General features: G+C 59.5%; 21 protein-coding genes and 1 other RNA gene. 12 read left to right on the top strand and 10 right to left on the bottom strand.

Translation table 11 applies throughout. The annotated features are described in order from the left end of the window. Nucleotides 1-139: 139 nt before the first annotated feature. From PH605_RS00110 to polA, 4 genes are all read right to left on the bottom strand, one after another. Nucleotides 140-1,486 carry a sigma-54-dependent transcriptional regulator gene (locus PH605_RS00110; RefSeq protein WP_080855758.1) on the bottom strand — a complete coding sequence of 449 codons (1,347 nt, stop codon included), beginning with the start codon at nucleotides 1,484-1,486 and terminating at the stop codon, nucleotides 140-142. Beyond that, nucleotides 1,483-3,285, bottom strand: a complete 1,803-nt coding sequence (locus tag PH605_RS00105) for a sensor histidine kinase (RefSeq protein ID WP_161987735.1) — start codon at nucleotides 3,283-3,285, stop codon at nucleotides 1,483-1,485. The genes PH605_RS00110 and PH605_RS00105 overlap by 4 nt, the downstream gene beginning before the upstream one ends. A 187-nt stretch (nucleotides 3,286-3,472) precedes the next feature. Then, the gene (gene rpmF / locus PH605_RS00100) at nucleotides 3,473-3,658 is read right to left on the bottom strand and encodes a 50S ribosomal protein L32 (RefSeq protein WP_003507205.1); all 186 of its coding nucleotides are present in this window, start codon (nucleotides 3,656-3,658) and stop codon (nucleotides 3,473-3,475) included. A gap of 266 nt (nucleotides 3,659-3,924) precedes the next feature. After that, nucleotides 3,925-6,924, bottom strand: coding sequence for a DNA polymerase I (gene polA / locus PH605_RS00095; protein ID WP_125145259.1), 3,000 nt, complete (start codon nucleotides 6,922-6,924; stop codon nucleotides 3,925-3,927). A gap of 414 nt (nucleotides 6,925-7,338) precedes the next feature. Here polA and PH605_RS00090 point away from each other — a divergent pair, with 414 nt between their 5' ends. Together PH605_RS00090 and PH605_RS00085 are read left to right on the top strand one after the other, a co-directional pair. Further along, entirely contained in the window at nucleotides 7,339-7,773 is a 435-nt protein-coding gene (locus PH605_RS00090) for a MarR family winged helix-turn-helix transcriptional regulator (protein WP_161987737.1), read from the top strand. Nucleotides 7,774-7,939: 166 nt separating this feature from the next. Next, entirely contained in the window at nucleotides 7,940-9,331 is a 1,392-nt protein-coding gene (locus tag PH605_RS00085) for a dipeptidase (RefSeq protein WP_078051457.1), read from the top strand. Nucleotides 9,332-9,733: 402 nt separating this feature from the next. Here PH605_RS00085 and PH605_RS00080 read toward each other — a convergent pair whose 3' ends face one another. Next, the gene (locus tag PH605_RS00080) at nucleotides 9,734-9,943 is read right to left on the bottom strand and encodes a cold-shock protein (RefSeq protein ID WP_003492998.1); all 210 of its coding nucleotides are present in this window, start codon (nucleotides 9,941-9,943) and stop codon (nucleotides 9,734-9,736) included. Nucleotides 9,944-10,413: 470 nt separating this feature from the next. Between PH605_RS00080 and PH605_RS00075 the strand changes: the two genes are divergently transcribed. The 3 genes from PH605_RS00075 to PH605_RS00065 all read left to right on the top strand — a co-directional run bounded on the left by PH605_RS00075 (nucleotide 10,414) and on the right by PH605_RS00065 (nucleotide 14,332). Then, the gene (locus tag PH605_RS00075) at nucleotides 10,414-10,872 is read left to right on the top strand and encodes a YbaK/EbsC family protein (protein WP_065654782.1); all 459 of its coding nucleotides are present in this window, start codon (nucleotides 10,414-10,416) and stop codon (nucleotides 10,870-10,872) included. 147 nt (nucleotides 10,873-11,019) lie between these two features. After that, on the top strand, nucleotides 11,020-13,314 hold the full coding sequence (locus tag PH605_RS00070; RefSeq protein ID WP_142844233.1) for a transglycosylase domain-containing protein: 2,295 nt from the start codon (nucleotides 11,020-11,022) through the stop codon (nucleotides 13,312-13,314). Nucleotides 13,315-13,603: 289 nt separating this feature from the next. Then, on the top strand, nucleotides 13,604-14,332 hold the full coding sequence (locus PH605_RS00065) for a sugar transferase (RefSeq protein ID WP_003524319.1): 729 nt from the start codon (nucleotides 13,604-13,606) through the stop codon (nucleotides 14,330-14,332). A gap of 96 nt (nucleotides 14,333-14,428) precedes the next feature. Here the strand turns inward: PH605_RS00065 and PH605_RS00060 are convergent, their stop codons facing one another. Next, entirely contained in the window at nucleotides 14,429-15,004 is a 576-nt protein-coding gene (locus PH605_RS00060; protein WP_065654785.1) for a c-type cytochrome, read from the bottom strand. 149 nt (nucleotides 15,005-15,153) lie between these two features. On the opposite strand from PH605_RS00060, the gene PH605_RS00055 reads away from it, so the two are divergent. Next, the gene (locus PH605_RS00055) at nucleotides 15,154-15,909 is read left to right on the top strand and encodes a 3-deoxy-manno-octulosonate cytidylyltransferase (protein WP_059758939.1); all 756 of its coding nucleotides are present in this window, start codon (nucleotides 15,154-15,156) and stop codon (nucleotides 15,907-15,909) included. Between the two features lie 11 nt (nucleotides 15,910-15,920). Then, complete coding sequence (locus tag PH605_RS00050; protein WP_003524315.1) at nucleotides 15,921-16,784, top strand: prephenate dehydratase; 864 nt, start codon at nucleotides 15,921-15,923, stop codon at nucleotides 16,782-16,784. A gap of 15 nt (nucleotides 16,785-16,799) precedes the next feature. Here the strand turns inward: PH605_RS00050 and nudC are convergent, their stop codons facing one another. Beyond that, complete coding sequence (nudC, locus tag PH605_RS00045; RefSeq protein ID WP_078051462.1) at nucleotides 16,800-17,762, bottom strand: NAD(+) diphosphatase; 963 nt, start codon at nucleotides 17,760-17,762, stop codon at nucleotides 16,800-16,802. Then, nucleotides 17,762-18,190: an HIT domain-containing protein gene (locus tag PH605_RS00040; RefSeq protein ID WP_003524313.1), complete on the bottom strand. Its 429-nt coding sequence runs from the start codon at nucleotides 18,188-18,190 to the stop codon at nucleotides 17,762-17,764. Before PH605_RS00040 ends, nudC begins: the two co-directional genes overlap by 1 nt. A gap of 65 nt (nucleotides 18,191-18,255) precedes the next feature. Between PH605_RS00040 and ffs the strand changes: the two genes are divergently transcribed. The 3 genes from ffs (at nucleotide 18,256) to PH605_RS00025 (ending at nucleotide 20,654) form a co-directional block, all read left to right on the top strand. Further along, nucleotides 18,256-18,352: signal recognition particle sRNA small type (gene ffs / locus PH605_RS00035), an RNA gene on the top strand. A 79-nt stretch (nucleotides 18,353-18,431) separates the two neighbouring features. Then, nucleotides 18,432-20,306, top strand: a complete 1,875-nt coding sequence (locus tag PH605_RS00030) for a DNA polymerase III subunit gamma/tau (protein WP_078051463.1) — start codon at nucleotides 18,432-18,434, stop codon at nucleotides 20,304-20,306. Nucleotides 20,307-20,330: 24 nt separating this feature from the next. Further along, nucleotides 20,331-20,654, top strand: coding sequence for a YbaB/EbfC family nucleoid-associated protein (locus PH605_RS00025; protein ID WP_003507179.1), 324 nt, complete (start codon nucleotides 20,331-20,333; stop codon nucleotides 20,652-20,654). 57 nt (nucleotides 20,655-20,711) lie between these two features. Here PH605_RS00025 and PH605_RS00020 read toward each other — a convergent pair whose 3' ends face one another. After that, nucleotides 20,712-21,347 (bottom strand): MOSC domain-containing protein, encoded by a 636-nt coding sequence (locus tag PH605_RS00020; protein WP_161987739.1) that lies wholly within the window; start codon nucleotides 21,345-21,347, stop codon nucleotides 20,712-20,714. A 37-nt stretch (nucleotides 21,348-21,384) separates the two neighbouring features. Here PH605_RS00020 and recR point away from each other — a divergent pair, with 37 nt between their 5' ends. Then, nucleotides 21,385-21,990: a recombination mediator RecR gene (recR, locus tag PH605_RS00015; RefSeq protein WP_003524309.1), complete on the top strand. Its 606-nt coding sequence runs from the start codon at nucleotides 21,385-21,387 to the stop codon at nucleotides 21,988-21,990. Between the two features lie 38 nt (nucleotides 21,991-22,028). Continuing rightward, the gene (locus PH605_RS00010; RefSeq protein WP_142844234.1) at nucleotides 22,029-23,294 is read left to right on the top strand and encodes a lytic murein transglycosylase; all 1,266 of its coding nucleotides are present in this window, start codon (nucleotides 22,029-22,031) and stop codon (nucleotides 23,292-23,294) included. Between the two features lie 122 nt (nucleotides 23,295-23,416). Here PH605_RS00010 and PH605_RS00005 read toward each other — a convergent pair. Beyond that, a partial coding sequence (locus PH605_RS00005; RefSeq protein WP_142846234.1) for a transposase occupies nucleotides 23,417-23,935 on the bottom strand: 519 nt, incomplete at its 5' end.

The following is a 23,935-nucleotide window of genomic DNA, read 5'->3' as shown; positions in this document are numbered from 1 at the left end:
CGGGGTGAGATATTTGCGATCCGGGATCGCCGTTCAGCAATGGCGGTCTTGTCGTGAGGTGCGCTTTTATTGCTGTCCCTGAACGGCAATGGGTGGATTTCTACCCATAGGGGCTCATCCATGGGTGGAAATCCACCCATCAGACCTCGGTCATGTGCCGCTGCAGCCCGTATTTCTGCATTTTTTCGTAGAGCGTTTTGCGCGAAATGCCGAGATTCTCATAGACGGACTTCAGATTTCCGCCATGTGCGGCGATTGCATGTGCGATCAGGCTTTTTTCGTAAGCCGCGACCCGTGCGGAAAGGGCCGCTTTTCCGTCACCCTGAAACGGCAGCGAGGCTTCAGAAACATCGCTTTCCAGACCGAGAACGAAGCGGTCTGCGGCATTGCGCAATTCACGCACATTGCCCGGCCACTCGCGCAGGGAGACGGCCGAAAGCAGACTTTGCGGCACCTCAGTGTCTTCCCGCCCGTAACGGGCAGCGGCTTCCCGCACGAGATGCAGGAAAAGTAGCGGTATATCTGCGCTGCGCTGCGAGAGCGATGGCACGAGAAGTGTCGCCACGTTGAGCCGATAAAGAAGATCGGCGCGGAACCGGCCAGCCGCGACTTCCTGTTCCAGATCGACCTTGCTGGTGGCGATGAAACGGACATCGAGTTCGACCGTTTCATTCGAGCCGAGACGGGTAATCACCCGTTCCTGCAAGACACGCAGGAAGCGGCCCTGCAATTCAAAGGGCATGGAGCCTATCTCATCCAGCAATATGGTGCCGCCGCGGGCATGTTCGAACTTGCCGTAGCGTGGGCGCAGCGCGCCGGGAAACGCACCGGCCTCATGGCCGAATAGTTCACTTTCAATCAGTGTCTGCGGAAGGGCGGCGCAATTGATCGCCACGAAGGGCCGGTTGGCTCTGGCGCTGATATCGTGAAGCGCCCGTGCCACGACCTCCTTGCCCGCGCCCGTATCACCGACGATCAGCGTATCGGCGTCCGTCGCACCGATGGCGCGGATACGATACCGCAGATCGACCATGATCTGGGTTCTGCCGGGCAGACGCGTTTCGAGATCGTCATGCTTGCCCGCTACCGCCTTGAGGCGGCGGTTTTCCAGTACCAGCGCCCGCCGATCATTCGCCCTTTTGATGATGCCGGCGAGATATTGCGGCGTGAACGGCTTTTCGATGAAATCATACGCGCCGTTGCGCATGGCGTTGACCGCGAGCTGCACATCGCCATGGCCCGTCATCAGGATAACAGGTATTTCAGGATCGAGCTCCCGCACCTTCTGCAGCAGCGTCATGCCATCCATGCCGGGCATCCTGATGTCGCTGACCACGACACCGTCGAAGCTGTAGCCGATGAGTTCGAGCGCATGTTCTGCGCTTGCGAGCATGGTGACGGCAAAACCGGAAAGCTCCAGCGCCTGCGCGGTGGAAAAGCGCAGTTCTTCCTCATCATCGATCAACAGAACCCGCGACATGGTCATTCCGCAGCCGCCTCCACGCGCCAGGCGGCGGCTGGCAATTCGATCTCGAATTCCGCCCCGCCATCTTCATGGTTCCTGACGCGGAGCTGGCCGCCAAAATCCTTGATGATGTTATAGGAGATGGACAGGCCAAGACCGAGGCCGCGTCCCACGCCCTTGGTGGTGAAGAAAGGATCGAAAATTCGTTCTGAAATCGCCGCCGGCACGCCCGGACCGCGATCACGAATGAAAATCGACACCGACTGGCCATGCTGCACGGCACGCAGCGCAATGCGGCGATCCTCCCGCCCCTCCACCGCATCGGCAGCATTTGAGATGATGTTGACGAGCACCTGCTGCAGCCGCACCGGGCCGGCCTTCACGGCAAGCGGCACCCGGCCGAGATCCACATCCAGCACCGCATCGGCGGCCTTCAGCCGCGCACCGACGATTTCAAGCGTATCGCGAAGGACGGCTTCCAGACTTACCGCGGCCATTTTTTCATTGGGCTTGCGGGCGAAATTCCTGAGATGCTTGCTGATGGAGGCCATACGGTCGATAAGGCCCGAAATGCGCCTGAGGTTTTCCGTCACCTCCTCCAGCCGTCCGCGCTCCACGAGAAGCGAGGCGTTTTCGGCGTAGTTCTTGGCGGCTGCGAGCGGCTGATTGAACTCATGCGACAACGCCGCCGACATCTGCCCGAGCGCTGCTAGCTTGCCCGCCTGCACCAGATCGTTCTGCATCTTGCGCAATTGTTTTTCCGTCTGGCGACGTTCGGCGATTTCGTGTTCGATCTCCTGATTGACCCGCGCCAGATCGGCCGTGCGCTCCTCCACCCGTCGTTCCAGTTCCGCCTGCGCCTCCGCCTGATGGGTCAGGCGCTCCCGCAGACGACGACGCCTTTGCAGCATGGCGGCGATCAGGGCGGCGGCAAGACACAGGCAGAGGATGATCGCGATCATCGCCGTCTTCACCTGCGTTCGGAGCGAACCCGTGTCCATCAGCACGCTGACTGTCCAGCCCGCGTCCGGCATCGGCTGCGACAGGACCATATATTCCCTTTCACCGTCGTCCTGGCTGATCGTCATCAGTTGATGCGAACCGAAATTGCCGTTTTTCAGGGGCAATTCCTTAAGGGTGGCATTGGCGTAGCGGCGGGAAGTCTCCGTTCGCGCCAGCCTTTCGGGCGTCAGCGGCATCAGGCCGGAATAAAGCCATTGCGGCGTTCCGGTCATGAAGATGATGCCTTCCGGGTCCGATACCAGAATTCGGTTCTCGCCATCGCCAAATGACGCTTCTATGCCTTCAATATCGACCTTGAAGACGATGACGCCCTTGATCTCCTCGTTGAAGAGAATGGGCGCTGAAAAATAATAGCCACGCTTGTGGGAGGTGGTGCCAAGCGCGAAGAAGCGTGACTGGAAGCCCTTGGCGGCATCCTGAAAATAGGGACGGTAGCTGAAATTCTCACCGACGAAACTTGTCGGGCCATCATAGTTGCTGGCGGCGATGGTCTCCCCATCCAGCGTGATGATGTAGATATCGGAGGATTCCAGCAGGGTGTTGATGGATTTGAGGTAGATATTGGCGCGCTGGCGCAGTTCGGCATCCTTGGGATGTGCGACCAGTTCCTCAATGTCGTCGTGATCGGCAATCAGGGCCGGCAGCGGCTCGTAACGGTTCAAAAGCCCACCGAGAGCAGAGACGGCCAGCCGCAGCGTCGTGCGGCCCTGCTCGGACATTTCGCCGAAATAGCTTTCCGCGATGATGCCGCCACCTCTCGTCACGGCGCCGTAACCGAGCCCGAGGCTGAGAAGCATCAATAAAATCCAGCGATATTTCACCGAAGCTCCCCTCCTGTTGCAGGCATCAAAACCTGCTCTCCCTGAAAGAGTGTAGGAGGAGTGGCCGAATTTTCCAAGTGAGCGGAAAAGGCAGGTGGACGGTCCTGAAAACAAAAAACCGGCCACAAGGACCGGTTTTTTGTAAAGATGATTTTAGAAAAGCTTATGCGCTTTCCTTCGGCGTCAGAACCTGACGGCCGCGATACATACCGGTCTTCAGATCGATATGGTGCGGACGGCGCAGTTCGCCGGAGTTCTTGTCTTCAACGTAGGTCGCAGACTTGAGACCGTCAGCCGAGCGGCGCATACCGCGCTTGGACGGGCTTGTTTTTCTTTTTGGTACAGCCATTTTTGTTACTCCACTTAAGCGGCGAAACAACGGAACCGGCCAGAACCAAAGGCCGAATGTCGGATGTCTCGATATCGGAAATTTGGCGCGCTTATACATGCCCAAACGGGCTTTGACCAGCCCTGACGCACATTTTTTCCGATTCAACGGAATCAGCGTGGCGAGCTGCCCTCATGCATCACAAATCACGGCTCACGTCTTATCGAAAACGACATGCCCCTTGAAGTGGTTCATGTCCCGGAATCCACAGAAAGCCGGTTCGCCAGTCAGTGCGCTTCATCCCAATTGTCAGCCGCACGTGCATCCACTTTCAGCGGAACCTTCATGGAAATCGCCGGCATGGCCGCGTTTTCCATCACCGAGACGACGACCGGCAAGGTCTTTTCGATTTCCGCTTCCTCGACTTCGAAGATGAGTTCGTCATGCACCTGCAAAAGCATGCGGGCGGAAAGCTTTTCCGCCTCCAGCGCAGGCTCGATACGAACCATGGCGCGGCGGATGATATCGGCGGCGGAGCCCTGGATCGGCGCGTTGATGGCCGCGCGTTCGTTGAAGGCTTTTACCGAAGGATTGGAAGAGCGGATTTCCGGATAATGGGCGCGGCGGCCGAAAATCGTTTCGACATAGCCGTTTTCGCGGGCGAAGGCTTTGGTTGCCTCCATGTAGTCGCGAATGCCGGGAAAACGCTCGAAATATTTCTTGATATAGTCGCCGGCTTCGGAGCGGGCGATGCTGAGCTGGTTGGCGAGACCGAAGGCGGAAATGCCGTAGATGATGCCGAAGTTGATGGCCTTGGCGCGGCGGCGCACTTCCGACGGCATGCCTTCCACCGGCACGCCGAACATTTCCGATGCCGTCATGGCATGAATGTCGATGCCGTTTTCGAAGGCGTTGCGCAGCTGCGGAATATCGGCAACATGGGCCAGCACGCGCAGTTCGATCTGGCTGTAATCGGCCGACAGTAGCTTGTGGCCGGGCGTGGAGATGAAAGCCGTGCGGATCTTGCGGCCTTCGGCGGTGCGAACCGGGATGTTCTGAAGGTTCGGCTCCGAGGAGGACAGACGCCCCGTGGTGGTGGAGGCGAGCGCATAGGACGTATGCACCCGTTTCGTCTCGGGATGGATATATCCGGGCAGTGCATCCGTATAGGTCGATTTCAGTTTCGTCAGCTGCCGCCAGTCGACGATCTTGCGCGGCAGTTCGACGCCTTCCGCCGCGAGATCTTCGAGAACCTGCGCTGATGTCGACCATTGCCCGGTCTTGGTTTTGGAACCGCCCGGCAGGCCCATCTTGCCAAACAGAATATCGCCAAGCTGCTTTGGCGATCCGATGTTGAAGCGCTCGCCCGCCAGCTCGTAGATTTCCTCTTCGAAGGAGGCAGCCTTCTGGGCGAGTTCGCCGGAAAGACGCGAGAGAATCTGCCGGTCGACGGTGATGCCGCGCTCTTCCATATGCGCCAGAACCGGCACGAGGGGGCGCTCCAGCCGCTCGTAAACCTTGGTCAGCCGTTCCGAAACAAGCCTCGGCTTCAGCGCCATCCAGAGCCGCAGGGTGACATCGGCATCTTCCGCAGCATAAGCGGTTGCCTTGTCGATATCGACAAAATCGAAGGTGACGCTCGACTTACCCGATCCCGCCACGTCCTTATAGGCGATCGGCGTGTGGCCGAGCCAGCGTTCGGACAGCGAATCCATGCCATGCGTGGCCTTGCCGGCCTCGAGGACATAAGAAATCAGCATCGTGTCGTCGAAGCTCTGCATGATGACGCCGTGGCGTTTCATCAGCAGATAGTCATATTTCAGGTTCTGCGCGACCTTCAGAACGGCCTCATCCTCGAGCAGGTCCTTCAGACGCACCAGCGCCTCGGCAAAGGGCACCTGCCCTTCGGCCAATTTGATGCCATCGCTGAAGAGATCGCCGCCGGAACCGGTCTTATGCGTCAAAGGAACATAAGCGGCCCGGATATCGGTGCCCGTGGCATCCTTGCCGTTGTCGGCAATGGCCAGAGAAAAACCGACAAGTTCCGCCTGCATCGGGTCGAGGGAGGTCGTTTCCGTATCGAAGGCGACGACGCCTGTTTCCCGGGCGGCCGCGATCCAGCGGTCGAGCGTCGAAAGATCCCTGATCGTCAGATAGGCGGTCGTATCGATCTTGGCGGCGGAAAAAAGCGCCTGTCGCGCTGTGGCGAGATCAGCGGGCGCGCTGCCCTCCCCCGTTACTTTCCTTGCCGGAGCGGCAGACGAAGCCGAAGCGCCAGCGGCGCTAGTGGCCACTTCGCCAGCCTTCACGGCAGCGGCCGGCGCATCGAGATCGGGACCATGTGCATCGGCACCCCATTGTACCGGTACATTGGCGGGGTCGATGGCGGAAGCGTCGGTTTCGGTTGCCTCGGCAACCCGGCGTGTCAACGTCGTGAATTCCATCGCCTTCAGGAAGGCGATCAGTTTCGGGCCGTTCTGCGGTTCGAGCACCAGCGCTTCGAGAGACTGATCCAGCGGCACATCGGTTCTGAGCGCTACAAGCTGTCTGGAAAGGCGCGCAAGCTCCGCATTGGCGATGATATTTTCGCGGCGCTTCTGCTGCTTGATTTCGCCTGCCCGCGCCAGCAGCGTATCGAGATCGCCGTATTCCTCCAGCAATTGCGCCGCCGTCTTGGGCCCGATGCCCGGAATGCCCGGAACATTATCGGTGGAATCGCCGGTCATCGCCTGCAGGTCGATCATCTTTTCGGGGCCCACGCCCCACTTTTCGACAACGTCCGGAATGCCGATCTGCTTGTCCTTCATGGCGTCGTACATATGTACATTGGCCGTGACGAGCTGCATCAGATCCTTGTCGGAGGAGATGATCGTAACATCGGCGCCGATCGCCTCGGCCTGTCGGGCATAGGTGGCGATGATATCGTCCGCCTCGAAGCCTTCGGTCTCGATGCAGGGAAGGTTGAAGGCGCGCGTCGCCTCACGGATCAGGCCGAATTGCGGCACCAGATCTTCCGGCGGCGCGGTGCGATTGGCCTTGTAGAGATCATAAAGCTCGTTACGGAAAGTCTTCGACGAATAGTCGAAAATCACCGCAAAATGGGTCGGCGTCACGCCGACATCGGTATTGCGCGCATCCTTCAGCAGCTTCCACAACATGTTGCAGAAACCGGAGACGGCGTTGACCGGCAGCCCGTCCGACTTGCGGTTCAGCGGCGGGATTGCATGGAAGGCCCGGAAAATGAAACCGGAACCGTCAACGAGGAAGAGATGATCGCCTTTTTTCATGGGTAGCATGGATAGCGCGGGGCCGTTTTGACGTCTACCGAAACTTCGCACAACGCACCGTAAAGAGCGGGGAATGAGGCGGTGCCACAGGCCTGCAAAATTCACCTGAACGTTACCGATTTGTAATCCGCCCTTCCCTTGAAAAGCCGCATTTGCAGACACATTTCATAAGGGACGGCGCCTGATCACGCCGTAGTCTGATAGCTGGCTCGTCCCCCGCCGCGTCAGACCGGACAAAGGCCTTTCCCCCTCTCCGGGCCTTTGTCCTCCAATATGACCGCCATGGCCGACCCCTCCCGGCCGTGGCGGTTTTATTTTGCGCCCTGTTTAGGCTGGCCTAAACATATCATGCGATATATATCGCGCTATCGACTTGCCGGGCTGAGCCGGCCGTGGTGCTTTATGGGCGGAAAAATGGGTTTTTCCCGGGACGAATCGGCAATCTATCTCGCTTCGAAAATGGCGCGGGAATTCACCATGGCGCTGCAGAAAAGAGCCGCCGCCCTGGGTTTCTCGCCCGGACAATTCCCCATCCTCATCGAACTCTGGCATGAGGACGGCCTGACCCAGCGGCAATTGCTGGATAGAATCGATGTCGAACAGGCGACACTCGCCAATACGCTCTCACGCATGGAGCGCGACGGGCTGATCGTCCGCAAATCCCATCCCAGCGACCGCCGTGCCCAGATCATCGAACTGACCCAGCGCGGCAGGGATCTGGAAGTCAACGCCATTGCCGCCTCCGAAGCCACCGAAGACGCGCTGCTCCAGGATTTCCGGCGTTTCGAGAGGCAGCTTCTGCTGGAATATATGCGCCGGGCGATCGAAAGCGCCAAAAAAGCGAAATAGCATTTACATCCCGAAACCGCTTCGCACTTTCCCTGAACTGCTCTATCGTTCCGCCGGCCGCACGTTTGCCGATTCACGACGCGCCGGCCCCCTTGTTTCCCGCGATGCGCGATGCCCGGATGTTTCGTCTTATCGCCGGGTCACGACAGACATGACAGGATCAGCGATGACAGACGTTTCCCCCATTCTTTCCACCGCCGACAACAATCTCACCTCCAGCCTTGAGCGACTGTTCGAGCTCGTACGCATTCCGTCGATTTCGACGGACCCCGCTTACAAGGCGGAATGCCGCAAGGCGGCGGAGTGGCTGGTCAGAACGCTTTCGGCGCTCGGCTTTACGGCCTCCGTGCGCGATACCGCCGGCCACCCCATGGTCGTGGCGCATCACGATGCGGCCACCAAGGACGCGCCGCATGTGCTTTTCTACGGCCATTATGACGTCCAGCCAGTCGATCCGCTCGAGCTTTGGGAAAACGATCCGTTCGAACCCGCGGTCAAGGATATCGGCGCCGGCCGGCAGGTGATTACCGGACGCGGAACGGCGGACGACAAGGGCCAGCTGATGACCTTCGTGGAGGCATGCCGGGCGTACAAGGCTGTCAATGGCGGCCTGCCGGTGCGCGTCACCATTCTCTTTGAAGGCGAAGAAGAATCCGGCTCGCCGTCGCTGAAGCCTTTCCTCGAAGCCAATGCGGAAGAACTGAAGGCCGATTATGCGCTGGTCTGCGATACCGGCATGTGGGACCGGGATACACCCGCCATTGCCGCAGCCCTTCGCGGCCTGGTCGGCGAAGAAGTCGTCATCACCGCAGCCGACCGCGATCTGCATTCCGGTCTGTTCGGTGGGGCGGCGGCAAACCCCATTCACATCCTCACCGACATTCTCGCCGGCCTGCATGACGAGACCGGCCGGGTGACGCTTTCCGGCTTTTATGACGGCGTGGAAGAAACCCCCGCCAACATAAAGGCCTCTTGGGAAACGCTGGGCCGCACGGCCGAAGCCTTCCTGGGCGAAGTCGGCCTTTCGGTTCCCTCGGGTGAAAAGGGCCGCTCCGTGCTGGAGCAGACCTGGGCGCGGCCGACGGCGGAAGTCAACGGCATTATCGGCGGCTATACCGGCGATGGTTTCAAGACCGTGATCGCCGCCAAGGCCTCCGCCAAGGTGTCTTTCCGCCTCGTCGGCGAGCAGGACCCTGCGGCCATTCGTGAAAGCTTCCGGGCCTATGTGCGCTCGAAGATTCCCGCCGATTGCTCCGTGGAGTTCCACGAACATGGCGGCTCACCCGCCATCCAGCTGTCCTACGATTCGCCCGTGCTGACCAAAGCCAAAAACGCGCTTTCGGAAGAGTGGCCGAAACCAGCCGTCGTCATCGGTATGGGTGGCTCGATCCCGATCGTCGGCGATTTCCAGAAGATGCTGGGAATGGATTCGCTGCTTGTCGGCTTCGGACTTACCGATGACCGTATTCATTCGCCGAATGAAAAATACGACCTGCAGTCCTTCCACAAGGGCATTCGCTCCTGGGTCCGTATTCTCGACGCGCTCGCGGCGAAATAATCCTGAAAATAAGGAGGAGGTGCCGAATATTCGGCACCTCCTCGGCACATAAACAAAAAGGCCGGGCAAGCCCGACCTTTCCATCCGTTTTCCGTCAATGCCAGTACATCCGTGGTCAAAGCGTTCAAACGGCCTGATGCTCCAGAGCGCGTCAAAGATATCGACGCTGCTTTCCGGCTCAGGATCGGCTGCTTTGGTTAATCTTTGGTTAACACAACAGCAGCGGCACTTTTAAAAGCGCCATTCCCGGTAGTTCCGGTCCGAAGCACTGTTGAACCCTATATTGGTATGTGACCCGGCTTTTTCAAGGGCAACGGTTCAGCCCCTTCCTGCAAAAGAAAAAGGCCGGAAAAATCCGGCCTTTCCATTCATACGAATGACCCTTTCGGGCCAAAGCGCTTATCAGGCAGCAACGAGGTTGCCTGCGGACATCTTGCCCGAGCGGCGATCCTGCATCAGCTCGTAGGAGAGCTTCTGGCCGTCGTTGAGGGCGGTCAGACCAGCGCGCTCAACAGCGGAGATGTGAACGAATACGTCCTGCGAACCGTCGTCAGGCTGAATGAAGCCGTAGCCCTTGGTTGCGTTGAACCACTTTACTGTACCAGTCGCCATAACGATTTCCTTCCGTTGGCAATTGTATTTGCACTGCGAGCAGTGCGGACTTGGGTCGAATTTGAAGGAAAAGATCGTCGTGAGCGTCTAAAAAGACGCCGAAGCTCTGGTCGTCAAACAAATATCGATGGCGAAGTACCTAGGTTGGAAGGGGCTGAAAGTCAAGTTTCTTTGAACACGACCATCTTGTCAGGGTTCAGCAGCGAGACAGACAACAGGAACGCCAAAAAGCAAAAACCCGGCGCGGGAGGAGGTGCGCCGGGTTCTTGAAACTGACTGACAATTGGGAGGAGGAGTATTGTCAGTCCAATCGGGCGACGCTGGGAGGAGGAGTGCGTCGCTTCGATGATTTGAAGATACAGGATCGCCGCTTAAAAAACAGACGTTTCATCGCAGCGCAGCATTGCGCTAAATGCATAGCTGTTTCGGGGTGACTTGAAGCTTCTCCGCGTAACGCCTAATAAATACGCATGTCTATCGAATCCGTCAGAGCCTTTTTCACCGAAAAGTCGCCCGAGGTCGCCGTGATCGAAACCGAAACGAGTTCGGCGACGGTTGCGCTGGCCGCTGAAGCGCATGGTGTCGACCCCGACCAGATTGCGAAAACCATTTGCCTGAAAGCGGGTGAAACCATTCTTCTCGTCGTCGCCGCCGGCACGAAGCGGCTCGACAACCGCAAATTCCGCGATCATTTCGGCGCAAAGCCGCGCATGCTCGGACCGGAAGAGGTGGTGGCGGTAACCAGCCATCCCATCGGCGGCGTGTGCCCTTTCGGCCTGCCCTCCCCGCTTCCGGTGTTTTGCGATGTCTCCCTGAAAAACTATCATGAGGTGGTTCCCGCGGCCGGCGCCACCAATGCGGCGGTGAAGATTTCGCCGGAGGTGATGGCCGAATTGACGGGAGCGGAATGGGTCGACGTCTGCCAATGACACCGATTTGATCCGGACAGGACTTAACCCCGCCTTAAATTGCCGCATTTAAACTCTTCATCCTGGATTAAGGATCGCGCAGGCATAGAAGCCTGAAAACCTGAACGGGATGCGCGCGGTTTCGCGAATAGGAGCGACTTCGGCTGGATGGCAGGCAAGGGTAAATCACGCGAACGGGTAGAACCCTCCTTCGGGGATTTCCACGAGTCCGGTGATGACCTGCGCCTCGACGCCAGTGAGCGCATCAGCGGAACCACAAAGCAGCAAGCCGGAAAACCGAAGCGAACATCCGGCCGCACCAAATCCAGGAAAAAAGAAAAGCGCACCCGCAGCTCCGGCCGCGGCGTGACGGGCTTCATTCGCTCCCTCGTCTATTGGTGCATCGTACTCGGCATCTGGGGCGGCATCGGTGTTGCAGGTCTCGTTCTCTATTACGGCGCGCGCATGCCGAGCGCCAGCAGCTGGTCCATTCCCGAACGCCCGCCGAATGTGAAGATCGTTTCGGTGAATGGCAGCGTGCTGGCCAATCGCGGCACCACCGGCGGCGAGGCGCTCGCGCTGGAAGATATGTCGCCCTATATTCCGCAGGCCGTCATGGCCATTGAGGACCGGCGGTTTTATTCGCATTTCGGGGTCGACCCGCTCGGTCTCGGACGCGCCATCGTCACGAATGTTCTGACGGGGCGAACCGTGCAGGGCGGCTCGACGCTGACGCAGCAGCTCGCGAAAAACCTGTTCCTCTCGCCGGATCGCACGCTCGAACGCAAGGTTCAGGAAGTGCTGTTGTCCTTCTGGCTGGAGCATGAGTTCACCAAGGACCAGATTCTCGCGATGTATCTCAATCGCGTCTATTTCGGCTCCAATGCCTATGGTGTCGAGGCGGCCTCGCGGCGCTACTTCAACAAATCCGCGCGCGACGTCAATCTGGGCGAGGCGGCGATGCTGGCCGGACTTCTTAAAGCGCCCTCGCGCCTCTCGCCTGCGCGCGATCCGCAGGCGGCGGAAGAACGGGCGCAGGTCGTGCTGCAATCCATGCGCGATGTCGGCTTCATCACCGACGATGAAATCAAGACCGCCATGTCGCAGCCGCCGACCAAGGCGAAACGTTTCTGGTCTGGCGCCGAACACTACGCCGCCGATATGGTGCTGGAAGAAGTGCGCAACCTCGTTGGCGAGGTCAAGCAGGACATTGTCGTCGACACGACCATCGACCCCAATCTCGAGCGTGACGCCGAAAAGGCGCTGACCCAAGTGCTGCAGGGTGACGGAAAGAAGCAGGGCGCTTCGCAGGCGGCGCTGGTTTCCATCGATGGCACGGGCGCGATCCGGGCCGTGGTGGGCGGGGCGGATTATGCCGAAAGCCAGTTCAACCGCGCCGCCAAGGCAAAACGGCAACCCGGCTCCGCATTCAAGCCCTTCGTTTACGTCGCAGCACTCGAATCCGGGCTCACGCCCTATACCGTTCGTAACGACGCGCCTGTTCGTATCGGCAACTGGACCCCGGAAAATTACGAGAAGAAATATCGAGGCGAAGTGACGCTCGCCACCGCGCTCGCCAATTCGCTGAACACCATTGCCGCGCAGCTGGTGATGGAAGTGGGTCCGGATCGTGTGACCCAGGTGGCGCATCGCATGGGCATCGAATCCGAGCTGCAGAACAATGCCTCCATCGCGCTCGGCACCTCGGAAGTGTCGCTGATGGAGCTGACCGCCTCCTACGCCCCCTTCATGAATGGCGGCTACAAGGCGACGCCGCATATCGTCAAACGCATCACCGATGCGGATGGCAAGGTGCTTTACGAAAACAAATACGACAACCCGCCGCGCGTCCTGAGCGAAGAGATCGCCGCGACCATGAACAGCATGCTGTCGCGCGTCATTACCGAAGGCACCGGCAAGGCGGCACGGCTACAGGGCTGGCAGGCGGCAGGAAAATCCGGCACGACGCAATCGTTCCGCGACGCCCTTTTTGTCGGCTACACAAGCAACCTGACTACCGGCGTCTGGTTCGGCAATGACGACGGCACATCGATGAAAAAGGTCACCGGTGGCGGGCTTCCCGCAAAGGCCTGGAAAGATTTCATGACCGCCGCCCATTCAGGGCTTTCGCCCTCACCGCTCTTCGGGCTTGGCGCAGGCGGCGTGCCGCCGCTTGGGGAAATGCAGCAGCCGGCACCGGAAAGCGCGCCCTCCTCCATCGGCGATATCATTTCCAATGCGCTCGGCGGCGGAACGGTGGATACGCGCGCCTATCCCGAAGCCCCGGTTGCGCCGAATCCGAATCAGCCCGTTGCACCGATGCCGCCGGCAAATATCCCTTCGCGCGATATCGAACCCGGCTATTCAGCCGGCAACGGGCCTGTACCGCCCGCCGATATCGGCCGTCAGGCGCCATCCGGACCGAAGCAGACGACCCTGCTCGATATTCTGATGGGAAACTGACGGCTTAGAGTGGCCGAAAGGCGCTTGTCTCAGGGCCGCTGGCGTTTCGCCAGCGCGGCACGAAAATTCCCGATTTTGCAGGTTTTGGTTCCATGGGACCGGCCTTCTCCGCAGCCACGGGCGGAGAGGGTGTCGGCACTGCAACAACCGCGTGCAGTCGCATTAACCGTAGATTGCCATTTGCACCGGAGCGGTTACATTTCGGATGACTTTTTACGGTAAATGAATTATTAATCGTTCATATAAATTAATTTTCTTCTATCAAAAAAACTTTTCAGGGCTTTATATTATGCTGGGTACTAAAGGCTCATCGCATGCCGTTTTTTACGGTGCCTCCTATTCCGCAGCCACAACTTTCGAATCGCCGGAAACGCAACCTTCCTCTTCGGAAAAAACCGTCTCCGCATTCCTGCGCGGCCAGTTCGCGCTCAAAAGAACGATTGACATTGCAGGGGCGTCCATCGCCCTTGTCGCACTCGCACCGGTGCTGCTCACCGTGGCAGTGATGGTCAAACTCGACAGCAAGGGACCGGTCCTGTTTTCGCAGGTCCGCTGGGGCATGAACGGGCGGAAAATCCGTGTCTATAAATTCCGCTCCATGAGGACCGATCTTTGCGATGCCACCGGCGTGGCGCAAACGGTGAAGAACGACCCCAGAATAACCCGGATCGGCGCGGTTCTTCGCCGCACGAATATCGACGAACTACCGCAGCTTCTGAACGTGCTGAAAGGCGATATGTCGCTGGTCGGGCCCCGCTGCCATGCCATCGGCATGCTGGCGGCCGGCCGTCTTTATGAGGAGCTGGTGCCGCACTACCATATGCGGCACCGGGTGCGGCCGGGCATTACCGGCCTTGCCCAGATGCGGGGATTGCGTGGCCCGACGGATCGCAGCGACAAGGCGCGCGCCCGAATCGTCTCCGATCTTTATTACGTCGACAATTTTTCGCTCTGGCTGGATATCAAGATCATGGTCGGAACGGTGATTTCCGAGTTGCGCGGCGGCAAGGGGTTCTGATTTTTCAGGCGCCATTGCCGCAGCCGCAATCGGCTGCTGCAAAAATAAAAAGCCCGGCAGCGATGCCGGGCTTTTTTCATGAAACCATCTTAACGATCAGTTTGTCGGCGCGGGAGCCGCAGCGGGGTCCGGAAGCGGTGCCGGGTTTGCCGACAGCGTCCGCAGATAAGCGATGAGATCGGCGCGTTCCGTCTCCTTCTTCACGCCCGCAAAGCCCATGGCCGTGCCGGGAACGTGTTTCTTGGGAGCTTCGAGGAAGAAGCTGAGATGATCGTAATCCCAATGCACGGAACCGCCCTTGGAGAAATCCTTCATCCCTGCGGAGTAGCTGAAACCTTCATGGCTGGCGATCGGCCGGTTGACGATATCGAAGAGATTGGGGCCGACCTTGTTTGCACCACCACTCTCTCCGGTATGACAGCTCGTACACTTCTTGAAGACCGTCTCGCCCTTGGCGGCATCGGCGCTCGCAAGCAATTGCGCAATCGGCGTCGCCGCGGCAGCGGTTTCTCCGCCGGCTGCTTCGCCGCCACCCTCTGCCGCAGCAATGGCGTAACCTTCCTTTTCGGGCGCAGGCGCATGGAAAATGCCCTCAGACGCAATCGACACCGACATCAGGACGAAAACCGTGCCAAGCAACGCCCCAACGCCCATATTTACATAAGAATTCATCTATATGCGCTCCCTCGCATCCGCTTGATATAACGGGCATCTTGAAATTGCTCGAAAGCTATGGCTTTTGCACAGCCTGCGCAACTTGAATAATGCTCCCCACACCGTGACGTTTTGACACTTTTCGGGCGGGATTTGAAGGGTGTCGGATGAAGAATCGGGATTTCGAGAAAGCTGTCGTCCTCATACCGGCGCGGATGGCATCCACGCGCCTGCCGGGCAAGCCGCTCGCCGACATCGGCGGCAAGCCGATGATCGTGCAGGTGGCGCTGCGCGCACGCGAGGCCGGCGCAGAGCGAATCGTTGTGGCCGTTGATGACGAACAGGTGTTTTCGGCCGTCAAAAATGCCGGTTTCGACGTGATGATGACCCGCGACGACCATCAATCCGGCTCGGACCGCATTTTCGAAGCGCTGCAGAAAGCCGATCCCTATGGCAAGGCGGAATATGTCATCAATGTCCAAGGCGATCTTCCGACCATCGAAGCGGAGACGATCCGCGCTTCGCTGCGTCCGCTGGAAAATGCCGCCGTCGATATTGCGACACTGACGGTCGAAATCACCGACGAGGAAGAAAAAACCAATCCGAACGTGGTGAAAGTGGTGGGCAGCCCACTTTCCGAATCGCGATTGCGCGCGCTTTATTTTACCCGCACCACCGCCCCTTATGGCGATGGCCCGCTTTATCATCACATCGGACTTTATACCTATCGCCGCGCAGCACTCGAGACATTCGTGAGCCTGCCGCCCTCGCCGCTGGAAAAACGCGAGCGGCTGGAACAGCTGCGCGCGCTGGAAGCGGGGATGCGCATCGACGCCGAAATCGTCAGTTCCGTACCGCTCGGCGTGGACACGCCGCACGATCTGGAAAAAGCCCGCAAAATTCTCGCAAGCAGAACCCTCTAACGGACAGTCCCATGACCTTGAGCACAAATCGCATTGCCTTCCAGGGCGAATTCGGCGCGAATTCCGATATGGCCTGCCGCGACATGTTCCCGGATATGGAGCCTTTGCCGTGCCCGACATTCGAGGATGCCTTCAACGCCATTGAAAACGGCGAAGCCGATCTCGGCATGATCCCGATCGAGAACACGCTGGCCGGCCGCGTTGCGGATATTCATCACCTGCTGCCGGAATCGCGCCTGCACATCATCGGCGAATATTTCATGCCGATCCGCTTCCAGTTGATGGTGATGCCGGGCGTGAAGAAGGACGAGATCCGCACCGTCCACAGCCACATTCACGCGCTTGGCCAGTGCCGGAAAATCATCCGTTCGAACGGCTGGAAGCCCGTCATCGCCGGCGATACGGCGGGATCCGCAAGACTGGTGTCCGAAAAGGGCGACCGCAGCATGGCGGCACTTGCGCCGCGCCTTGCCGCCAATCTCTACGGCCTCGATATTCTCGCTGAAAACGTCGAGGATTCGGAAAACAACGTCACGCGTTTCGTGGTGCTTTCCCGCGATGAAAACTGGGCCAAGCGTCAGTCGAGCGACGAAATTGTCGTCACCACCTTTGTCTTCAACGTCCGTAACATTCCGGCCGCGCTCTACAAGGCCATGGGCGGCTTTGCGACGAACGGCATCAACATGACGAAGCTCGAAAGCTACCAGCTTGGCGGCAAATTCGTGGCGACGCAGTTTTATGCCGATATTGAAGGCCATCCCGATGACGAGCCGGTGCGGCATGCGCTGGACGAGCTGCGCTTCTTCTCCGAAAAAGTTCGCATTCTCGGCGTCTACAAGGGCCATGCGATGCGCGGCAAGCTCAACCAGGGTTGAGCCTGCCTAACGCGATTATTTCTCCCATTCCACCCAATCGCGCATCAGCCGGTGCGCGATGGCGCCACCGGGAGGCGCGGAAAAGCCCTCACCCGTCGCCGTCTCCAGCATCTTGGCGACTTCCGCCCGTGTGAACCAGCGGCAATCCTCCAGTTCGATCTCATCGCGGGCAATATCGAAAGACAGTGCCTCGGCATAACAGCCGATCATCAGCGTATGCGGCATCGGCCATGGCTGCGACGCGTGGTAACGCACGCGGCCGATTTCGACGCCGGATTCCTCATGCGTTTCGCGGCGTACGGCCTGCTCGATGGTTTCCCCCGGCTCCACAAAACCAGCAAGGCACGAATACATGCCCGGTGCAAAATGAGCGCCACGACCAAGCAGGCAAAGATCACGCTCGATATCGATCGTCATCATGATGACGACGGGATCGGTGCGGGGAAAAATGGTGTGATTGCAGGCGGCGCAGATACGCTTGTAGCCGCCGATACGCGGCTCCATGGTGCCGCCGCACTTTCCACAAAACCGATTGTCGGCGTTCCAGTGGGTAAGGCTGACGGCCTGGGCAACCTCGCTCAGCAATTCCTCATCGAGAAGATGGTCGCGATAAAGCGTGCGGGCGTCGGCAAGCTTGTAGTGGCTCGCCAGTTGGTCTTCGGCAACAGCAACCGGCACCGCAATTCTCGGCTCGCCGGTTTCGCGATATCCGAGAAGCACGGCATTGTCGAAATCCGGCTGCAATTCGGCCAGCTCATAGGCGGAAAACAGGGGGTCGATGACCTGTTCGTCATGCTTCAGGACAAGTCGGTTGCCCGAAAAGGCAAAAATATGGGTGCCGTCTACTTTCAGCGCATCGGCAACGCACTCTTCCGTCCGCTTTTCAGCGAAACGGTCGAGGGCGTTCTTGGAAAAGGCTGTCAGCAGGCTTGCTTCGGGATGGGGGGCAGTGGTTTCAAAAATTTTCGTGGAAATCATCAGAGCGCGCCGGAGATTTTTTTCATCAAAGTTTCCTTTTCGCCCGCGGCATAGGGCACAGGCGTTCCGTGACCCCAGATAGGACCCGGCCAGCAGGTGTCGCCTTCATTGCGGGCGATTATATGGACATGAAGCTGCCGGACGATATTGCCCAAAGCACCGACATTGATCTTGGTGGCTCCGGTGATTTCTTTCAAGGCAGACGCGACGAGATTGGTCTCGAATGTCAGCACGGCCTGATCAAGCGGGGTGAGATCGAATAGTTCACTGACACCGTCTCGCTGCGGCACCAGCACCAGCCAGGGCCAGCGGTTGTCGTTTTGCAAACGCAGTTCACATAGTCCCAAACGCGTCACAAGCACGCTGTCGCGCGCCAGTCTGTCGTCCAGCCGGAATGTCTCCAAGGTGTCCTCCATGTTTGTTTTCATTGTGATAGCAGTTTTTTGAAGGCTTGGCTTGCATTTGCTTTCGATATTGCCGATATGTGGCCCCGGGAGGTTGGTGGTGGACGAGCCACTCGCCAACCGGGTCAGGTCCGGAAGGAAGCAGCCCTAACGAGCCCGGCACGGGTCGCCGTGCCAGCCTCCCACCTTTTTTAAAAGACGTGCTCAGCTTTCGCCGGGCCAGTTCAGCGCCCCAAGACAACTGGCAAAACAAACTGGCGAGGCAATGAGCGACACCGTACCCACCACATCAAGCGAATCCCAGGTCGGGACCGGCTACCGGGTACTGGCGCGCAAATATCGCCCCAAGGATTTTTCCGATCTGATGGTCGGCCAGGAGCCGATGGTCCGCACGCTGACCAATGCCTTCGAGACGGGGCGTATCGCGCAGGCCTATATGCTGACCGGCGTTCGCGGCGTGGGCAAGACGACCACGGCCCGCATTCTCGCCCGCGCGCTGAACTACAAGACCGACACCATCGACAAGCCGACCATCGACCTGCGCATTCCCGGTGAACATTGCCAGGCGATCATGGAAGGCCGGCATGTCGACGTGATCGAGATGGACGCCGCCTCCCATACCGGTATCGACGATATTCGCGAGATCATCGAACAGGTGCGTTACCGCCCGGTTTCGGCGCGCTACAAGGTCTATATCATCGACGAAGTGCACATGCTCTCGACGCAGGCTTTCAACGGTCTTCTGAAGACCTTGGAAGAGCCGCCGGAGCATGTGAAATTCATCTTCGCAACCACCGAAATCCGCAAGGTTCCTATCACCGTTCTGTCGCGGTGCCAGCGCTTCGATCTGCGTCGCATCAGCGCCGCCGATCTGGTCGGCCTGTTCACCGCCATTGCCGGCAAGGAAGGTTTCGAGGCCGACCCGCAGGCGCTTTCGATGATCGCCCGCGCTGCCGAAGGTTCCGCGCGTGACGGCCTTTCCCTGCTCGATCAGGCCATTGCCCATGGCGGCGGGCGCGTGGAAGCCGAAGCGGTGCGGGGCATGCTCGGCCTTGCCGACCGTGCACGTATCGTCGATCTCTTCCAGCATGTCGTCAAAGGCGATGTCGCAGCCGCCCTTTCGGAATTCAACGGGCAATATGAGGCGGGTGCAAACCCCGTTGTCGTATTGAACGATCTTGCCGATTTCACCCATCTCGTCACCCGCATGAAATATGTGCCTGACGCGGCGGAAGATCCCTCGCTTTCCGAGATCGAGCGCGTGCGGGGTGCGGAATTTGCCGAGACGATTGCGGTAACGGCGCTGTCGCGCATCTGGCAGATGTTGCTGAAGGGCATTCCGGAAACGGAAAACGCCTCGCGCCCGGCGGGTGCGGCCGAAATGGTGCTGATCCGGCTTTCGCACGCCGCCAATCTGCCGGCTCCGGAAGACGCTGCCCGGCGCTTGGCGGAGCTTTCGAACGGTGACGGCGGTTACGCCAATGGCGGACCTTCGGGTGGCGGCAATGGCGGCGGTGCGCGCGCCTATTCGTCGGGACAGGCCGTGGCCGCGGGAAGACCTGTCGATCTTCCCGCCCAGCGCCAGGCGACGCCGCAGACCTCCGCCGTGCTGCGCGCCGTTCCGGATAGCCGCCCGCAGGAGATGCAGGTCGCGGCACCGAAAACCGAAGAACGGCCGGAGCCGAAGGTTCCCGTTACTTCGGTGCAGGATATTGCCGATCTGTGCCAGAAGAACCGCGATCCCGTCATGCGGGCGAAGGTGCGCAACTTTGTGCGGCTGGTGCGGCTGGAGCCCGGCCGGCTTGATATGCGCCTCGGCGAAGGCGCGCCCGGATCGCTTCCCGGCGAACTCGGCGTCAAGCTCAAGGAATGGACCGGTATCCACTGGATCATCAGCCTCAGCAAGGAACAGGGCGAGCCGACCCTTGTCGAGGCCGAAGGCAACGCCCGGGATGCCCGTCTTGTCGATGCGCGTCAGGATCCTGACGTTGCCGCCATTCTGGCGCAGTTTCCCGGCGCAAAGATCACCGATGTGCGCATCCGCGCCGCCGCACAGGATGAGGCGGAAGAAATCGCGCCGCCATCGGTTGCCGAATCGAGCGAAGGCGACATCCTTCCCGGCGACGACATCGAGTTTTAAACAAAAAGAACAGGAGATTGGCACATGCGTGACATCATGGGCATGATGGGCAAGGTCAAGGAAATGCAGTCCAAGATGGAGAAGGTGCAGGAAGAAATCGCTGCCCTTGAAGTCGAAGGCAGGGCTGGCGGCGGTCTCGTGACCGTCATTCTCAACGGCAAGGGCGAAATGCGCGGCCTGAAAATCGATCCTTCGCTGTTCAAGGAAGACGAGGTGGAAATCCTCGAAGACCTGATCGTGGCTGCTCACAAGGACGCCAAGGAAAAGGGCGAAGCGCAGGCGCAGGAAAAGATGGCCGGCCTGACCGCCGGTCTGCCGCTGCCGCCCGGCATGAAATTCCCGTTCTGATATAATCCGATCGAAGAGGATGGCGTGATGCACGCCGTCCTCGCGTCTGGAAAGGGTCTAGGCTTCCAGCATCGCGCGGAACCGGGTTGCAAGCGGCGTTTCGAGATAGGCTGCGCGTTCAGTCATATCGAGCTGCATGGGGCGGAAGCGCTGGAGAACAGTCGGTATGGCCAGTTTCGTTCCCTGATAGGGTGCGAAGGCGATATCCTCCCCGGCGGCGAGCATTCCACCTTTCAGCACCCGGCAATAAAAACCCGGCTGGCCCGCCTGCCGGAAGCGCGGTGCGAAGTCCGGATCGCCGATGCGGGCCGACAGGGTGGCGCAGGGAATGCGGGCGGCGGTTACCTCCAGCACGACTTCGCTGGCCGAGAACCTGTCGCCGACATGGAGTTTCGCGCTGTCCACCCCCTCCAGCACGAGGTTTTCGCCGAAAAATCCGGGTTCGACGACAAAACCCAGCGTGCGTGACCAGAAATCGAGATCGACGGACCCCATAGCGTAAATCGCCTGATCCGGACCGCCGTGATGTTTGCGATTGCAGACGGCGTCGCTGACGATACCTTCGGCATCCACCATGACCGGGCCCTGCACGGCATGTTTGAAGATTCCGGTCTTCGCCGTCTTTCCCGGCAGGCTTTTTGCCTCGCCCCGGCATACCGCCCTGATTTTCATGGACTGCCCTTTGCGCTTCATGATTCCCGTTTCCCGATTTATGCAGTAGAAAGCGCTCATGGCAAAACGAGTCACCGGTCCCGAAATCGAAAAACTGATCCAGCTTCTGGCAAAAGTGCCGGGGCTTGGGCCCCGTTCGGCGCGGCGGGCGGCGTTGCATCTGATCAAGAAGAAGGAACAGCTTCTCGGGCCGCTGGGTCATGCCATGGGCGAGGCCTATGACAAGGTGAAGATCTGCTCCTGCTGCGGCAATGTCGATACGATCGATCCCTGCACCGTCTGCACTGACGACCGGCGCGACCAGTCGGTCATCATCGTGGTGGAAGACGTGTCGGATCTTTGGGCGCTGGAGCGGACGGGTGCGATGAACACCGCCTATCACGTGCTGGGCGGCACGCTGTCGCCGCTCGACGGCGTCGGGCCGGAGGATTTGAATATCAAGGGCCTGATCGACCGTGTCAGCGCCGGCGGTATCCGCGAGCTTATCATCGCCGTCAATGCGACGGTGGAGGGGCAGGCAACCGCCCACTACATCACCGACCGCCTTTCCGGTCTCGACATCAAGATCACCCGGCTTGCGCATGGCGTGCCGGTGGGTGGTGAGCTCGATTATCTCGACGAAGGCACATTGACGGCGGCGCTTCGGGCGCGCACGACGATCTGAAGCCACCCTCCCTCCCCGTTATTCAAAGAGGAGACCGAATGCGAAACCATTTTGCCCCGAAGGCACTGGCTGCACTTCTTTCCGTTTTTTCAGCAACGACGGCCTTGGCGCAATCGGCACCGACAGGTGCAGCCGCAGCCCGATACGACGCCGAATTTAACGTCTGGCTGAAAAAGGAAATCTGGCCGGAAGCCCGCAAGGCCGGCATATCGCAGAAAACACTTGAGGCCACGCTCAGCGGTCTCTCCATCAGCTGGAACCTGCCCGATCTCGTCATTCCCGGGCAGAAGCCGCCGAAGGAACAGAGCCAGAGTCAGGCGGAATTTTCCTCGCCCGGCGCCTACTTCTCCGAAAAGCGGCTGCAGGGGCTGGCCGGCACCGGCCGTTCGCTTGCAGCCACCCATGCGGCGACGCTGCGCAGGATCGAGGCGAAATACGGCGTTCCCGGTGATATCGTCGTTGCGATCTGGGGCCGCGAATCCGGCTTCGGCCGGGCAAAACTGCCGCATTCCGTGGTCGATGTTCTGGCCACGAAAGCCTATATGTCGACCCGCAAGGAGATGTTTCGCACCGAGCTGATCGATGCGCTGAAGATCGTAGAAAGCGGCGATATCGCAGCCTCGCGCATGATGGGCTCCTGGGCCGGCGCGCTCGGCCAGCCGCAATTCATGCCGTCGAGCTATCTCAAATATGCCGTGGATTTCGACGGCGACGGCCATCGCGATATCTGGAACTCCGTGCCGGATGCGCTGGCATCCATAGCGAACTATCTTTCCCAGCGCGGCTGGCAGCGCAATCGCGACTGGGGTTTCGAAGTTGCGATCCCGGCCAACGTCTCCTGCGCGCAGGAAGGCCCTGATCTTGCCCGGCCGGTGGCCGACTGGGCGAAGATGGGCATTACCCGCATTTCCGGAAAAGCTTTCCCGGCCAATGACCTATCCGCCGATGGCATGATGCTGGTGCCGGCCGGGCGGCACGGGCCGGAATTTGTGGTGACGCCCAATTTCTACGTCATCAAGGAATATAATAATTCCGATCTCTACGCGCTCTTCATTGGCAATCTCGCCGACCGCATCGCCCATGGGGCGGGCCCGTTCAAGGGTGAATGGGGCAATGTCGGGTCGATGCTGCGCTCCGATGTTCTCGCCATGCAGAAGGCGCTCGTGGCCAAGGGCTACGATGTCGGCAAGGCGGACGGGCTGGCCGGTTTCAAGACGCGTCGCTCACTCGGCGATTGGCAGGCTAAAAACGGCTTGGCCCCAACGTGTTTTCCAGACGCCACGCTGAAGACGAAGCTGAAGTAGCGGTTGCTGGCGACGTGTGAAAACCTCTCCTCCGTCATGCTCGGGCCTGTCCCGAGCATCTGCAACCGATTGATTTAACGATAGGTGTTTGGATCCTCGGGACAGGCCCACTACTGTCCGGTTTAAATTTGCGGCCATTGGAAGGCCATCTGGATTTGGTTTCTGGGTTTGTCTGGTGGCGGGTCGAGAAGCCGATCGGTGCGTCGCCGGTGCATGAGGTTTGCGCGTACCAGCCTGGCGAAGGCGAGTGGGCTTGGCACGGTCTTCTGGTCAGCCTGCGCCAATCGCAGGAGCAGGTACGCGATCAGGGCGACAGCGATCTGGATGCGCACGGCATTTTCTGACGTGCCGAGGAAATGGCTGATCTTCAGCGTCTGCTTGACCCAGCGGAAGAACAGTTCGATCGCCCAACGGCGCTTGTAGAGATCGGCGATCTCATGAGCCGGTGCATCGAGATCATTGGAGAAGATGCGCAACACCTTTCCCGTCTCGGTCCTGATGGTGATCTCGCGGACCGGATCGCTGAACGGATTTTTGCGGCTTTTGGCCTGGCGGGCCGGCAAAAGGCCGATGCGGTCGGACAGGATGACACCGTCGCCGTCCACCGCCTGCTCATGGGTGACCGTCAGCGGCGTATGCGA

Source organism: Agrobacterium sp. CFBP 3001 (genome assembly GCF_027871605.1).
Taxonomy (GTDB): Bacteria; Pseudomonadota; Alphaproteobacteria; order Rhizobiales; family Rhizobiaceae; genus Agrobacterium; species Agrobacterium leguminum.
The sequence above is the reverse complement of the archived record's forward strand: the minus strand, read 5'-3'. Positions and strand labels throughout refer to the sequence as shown.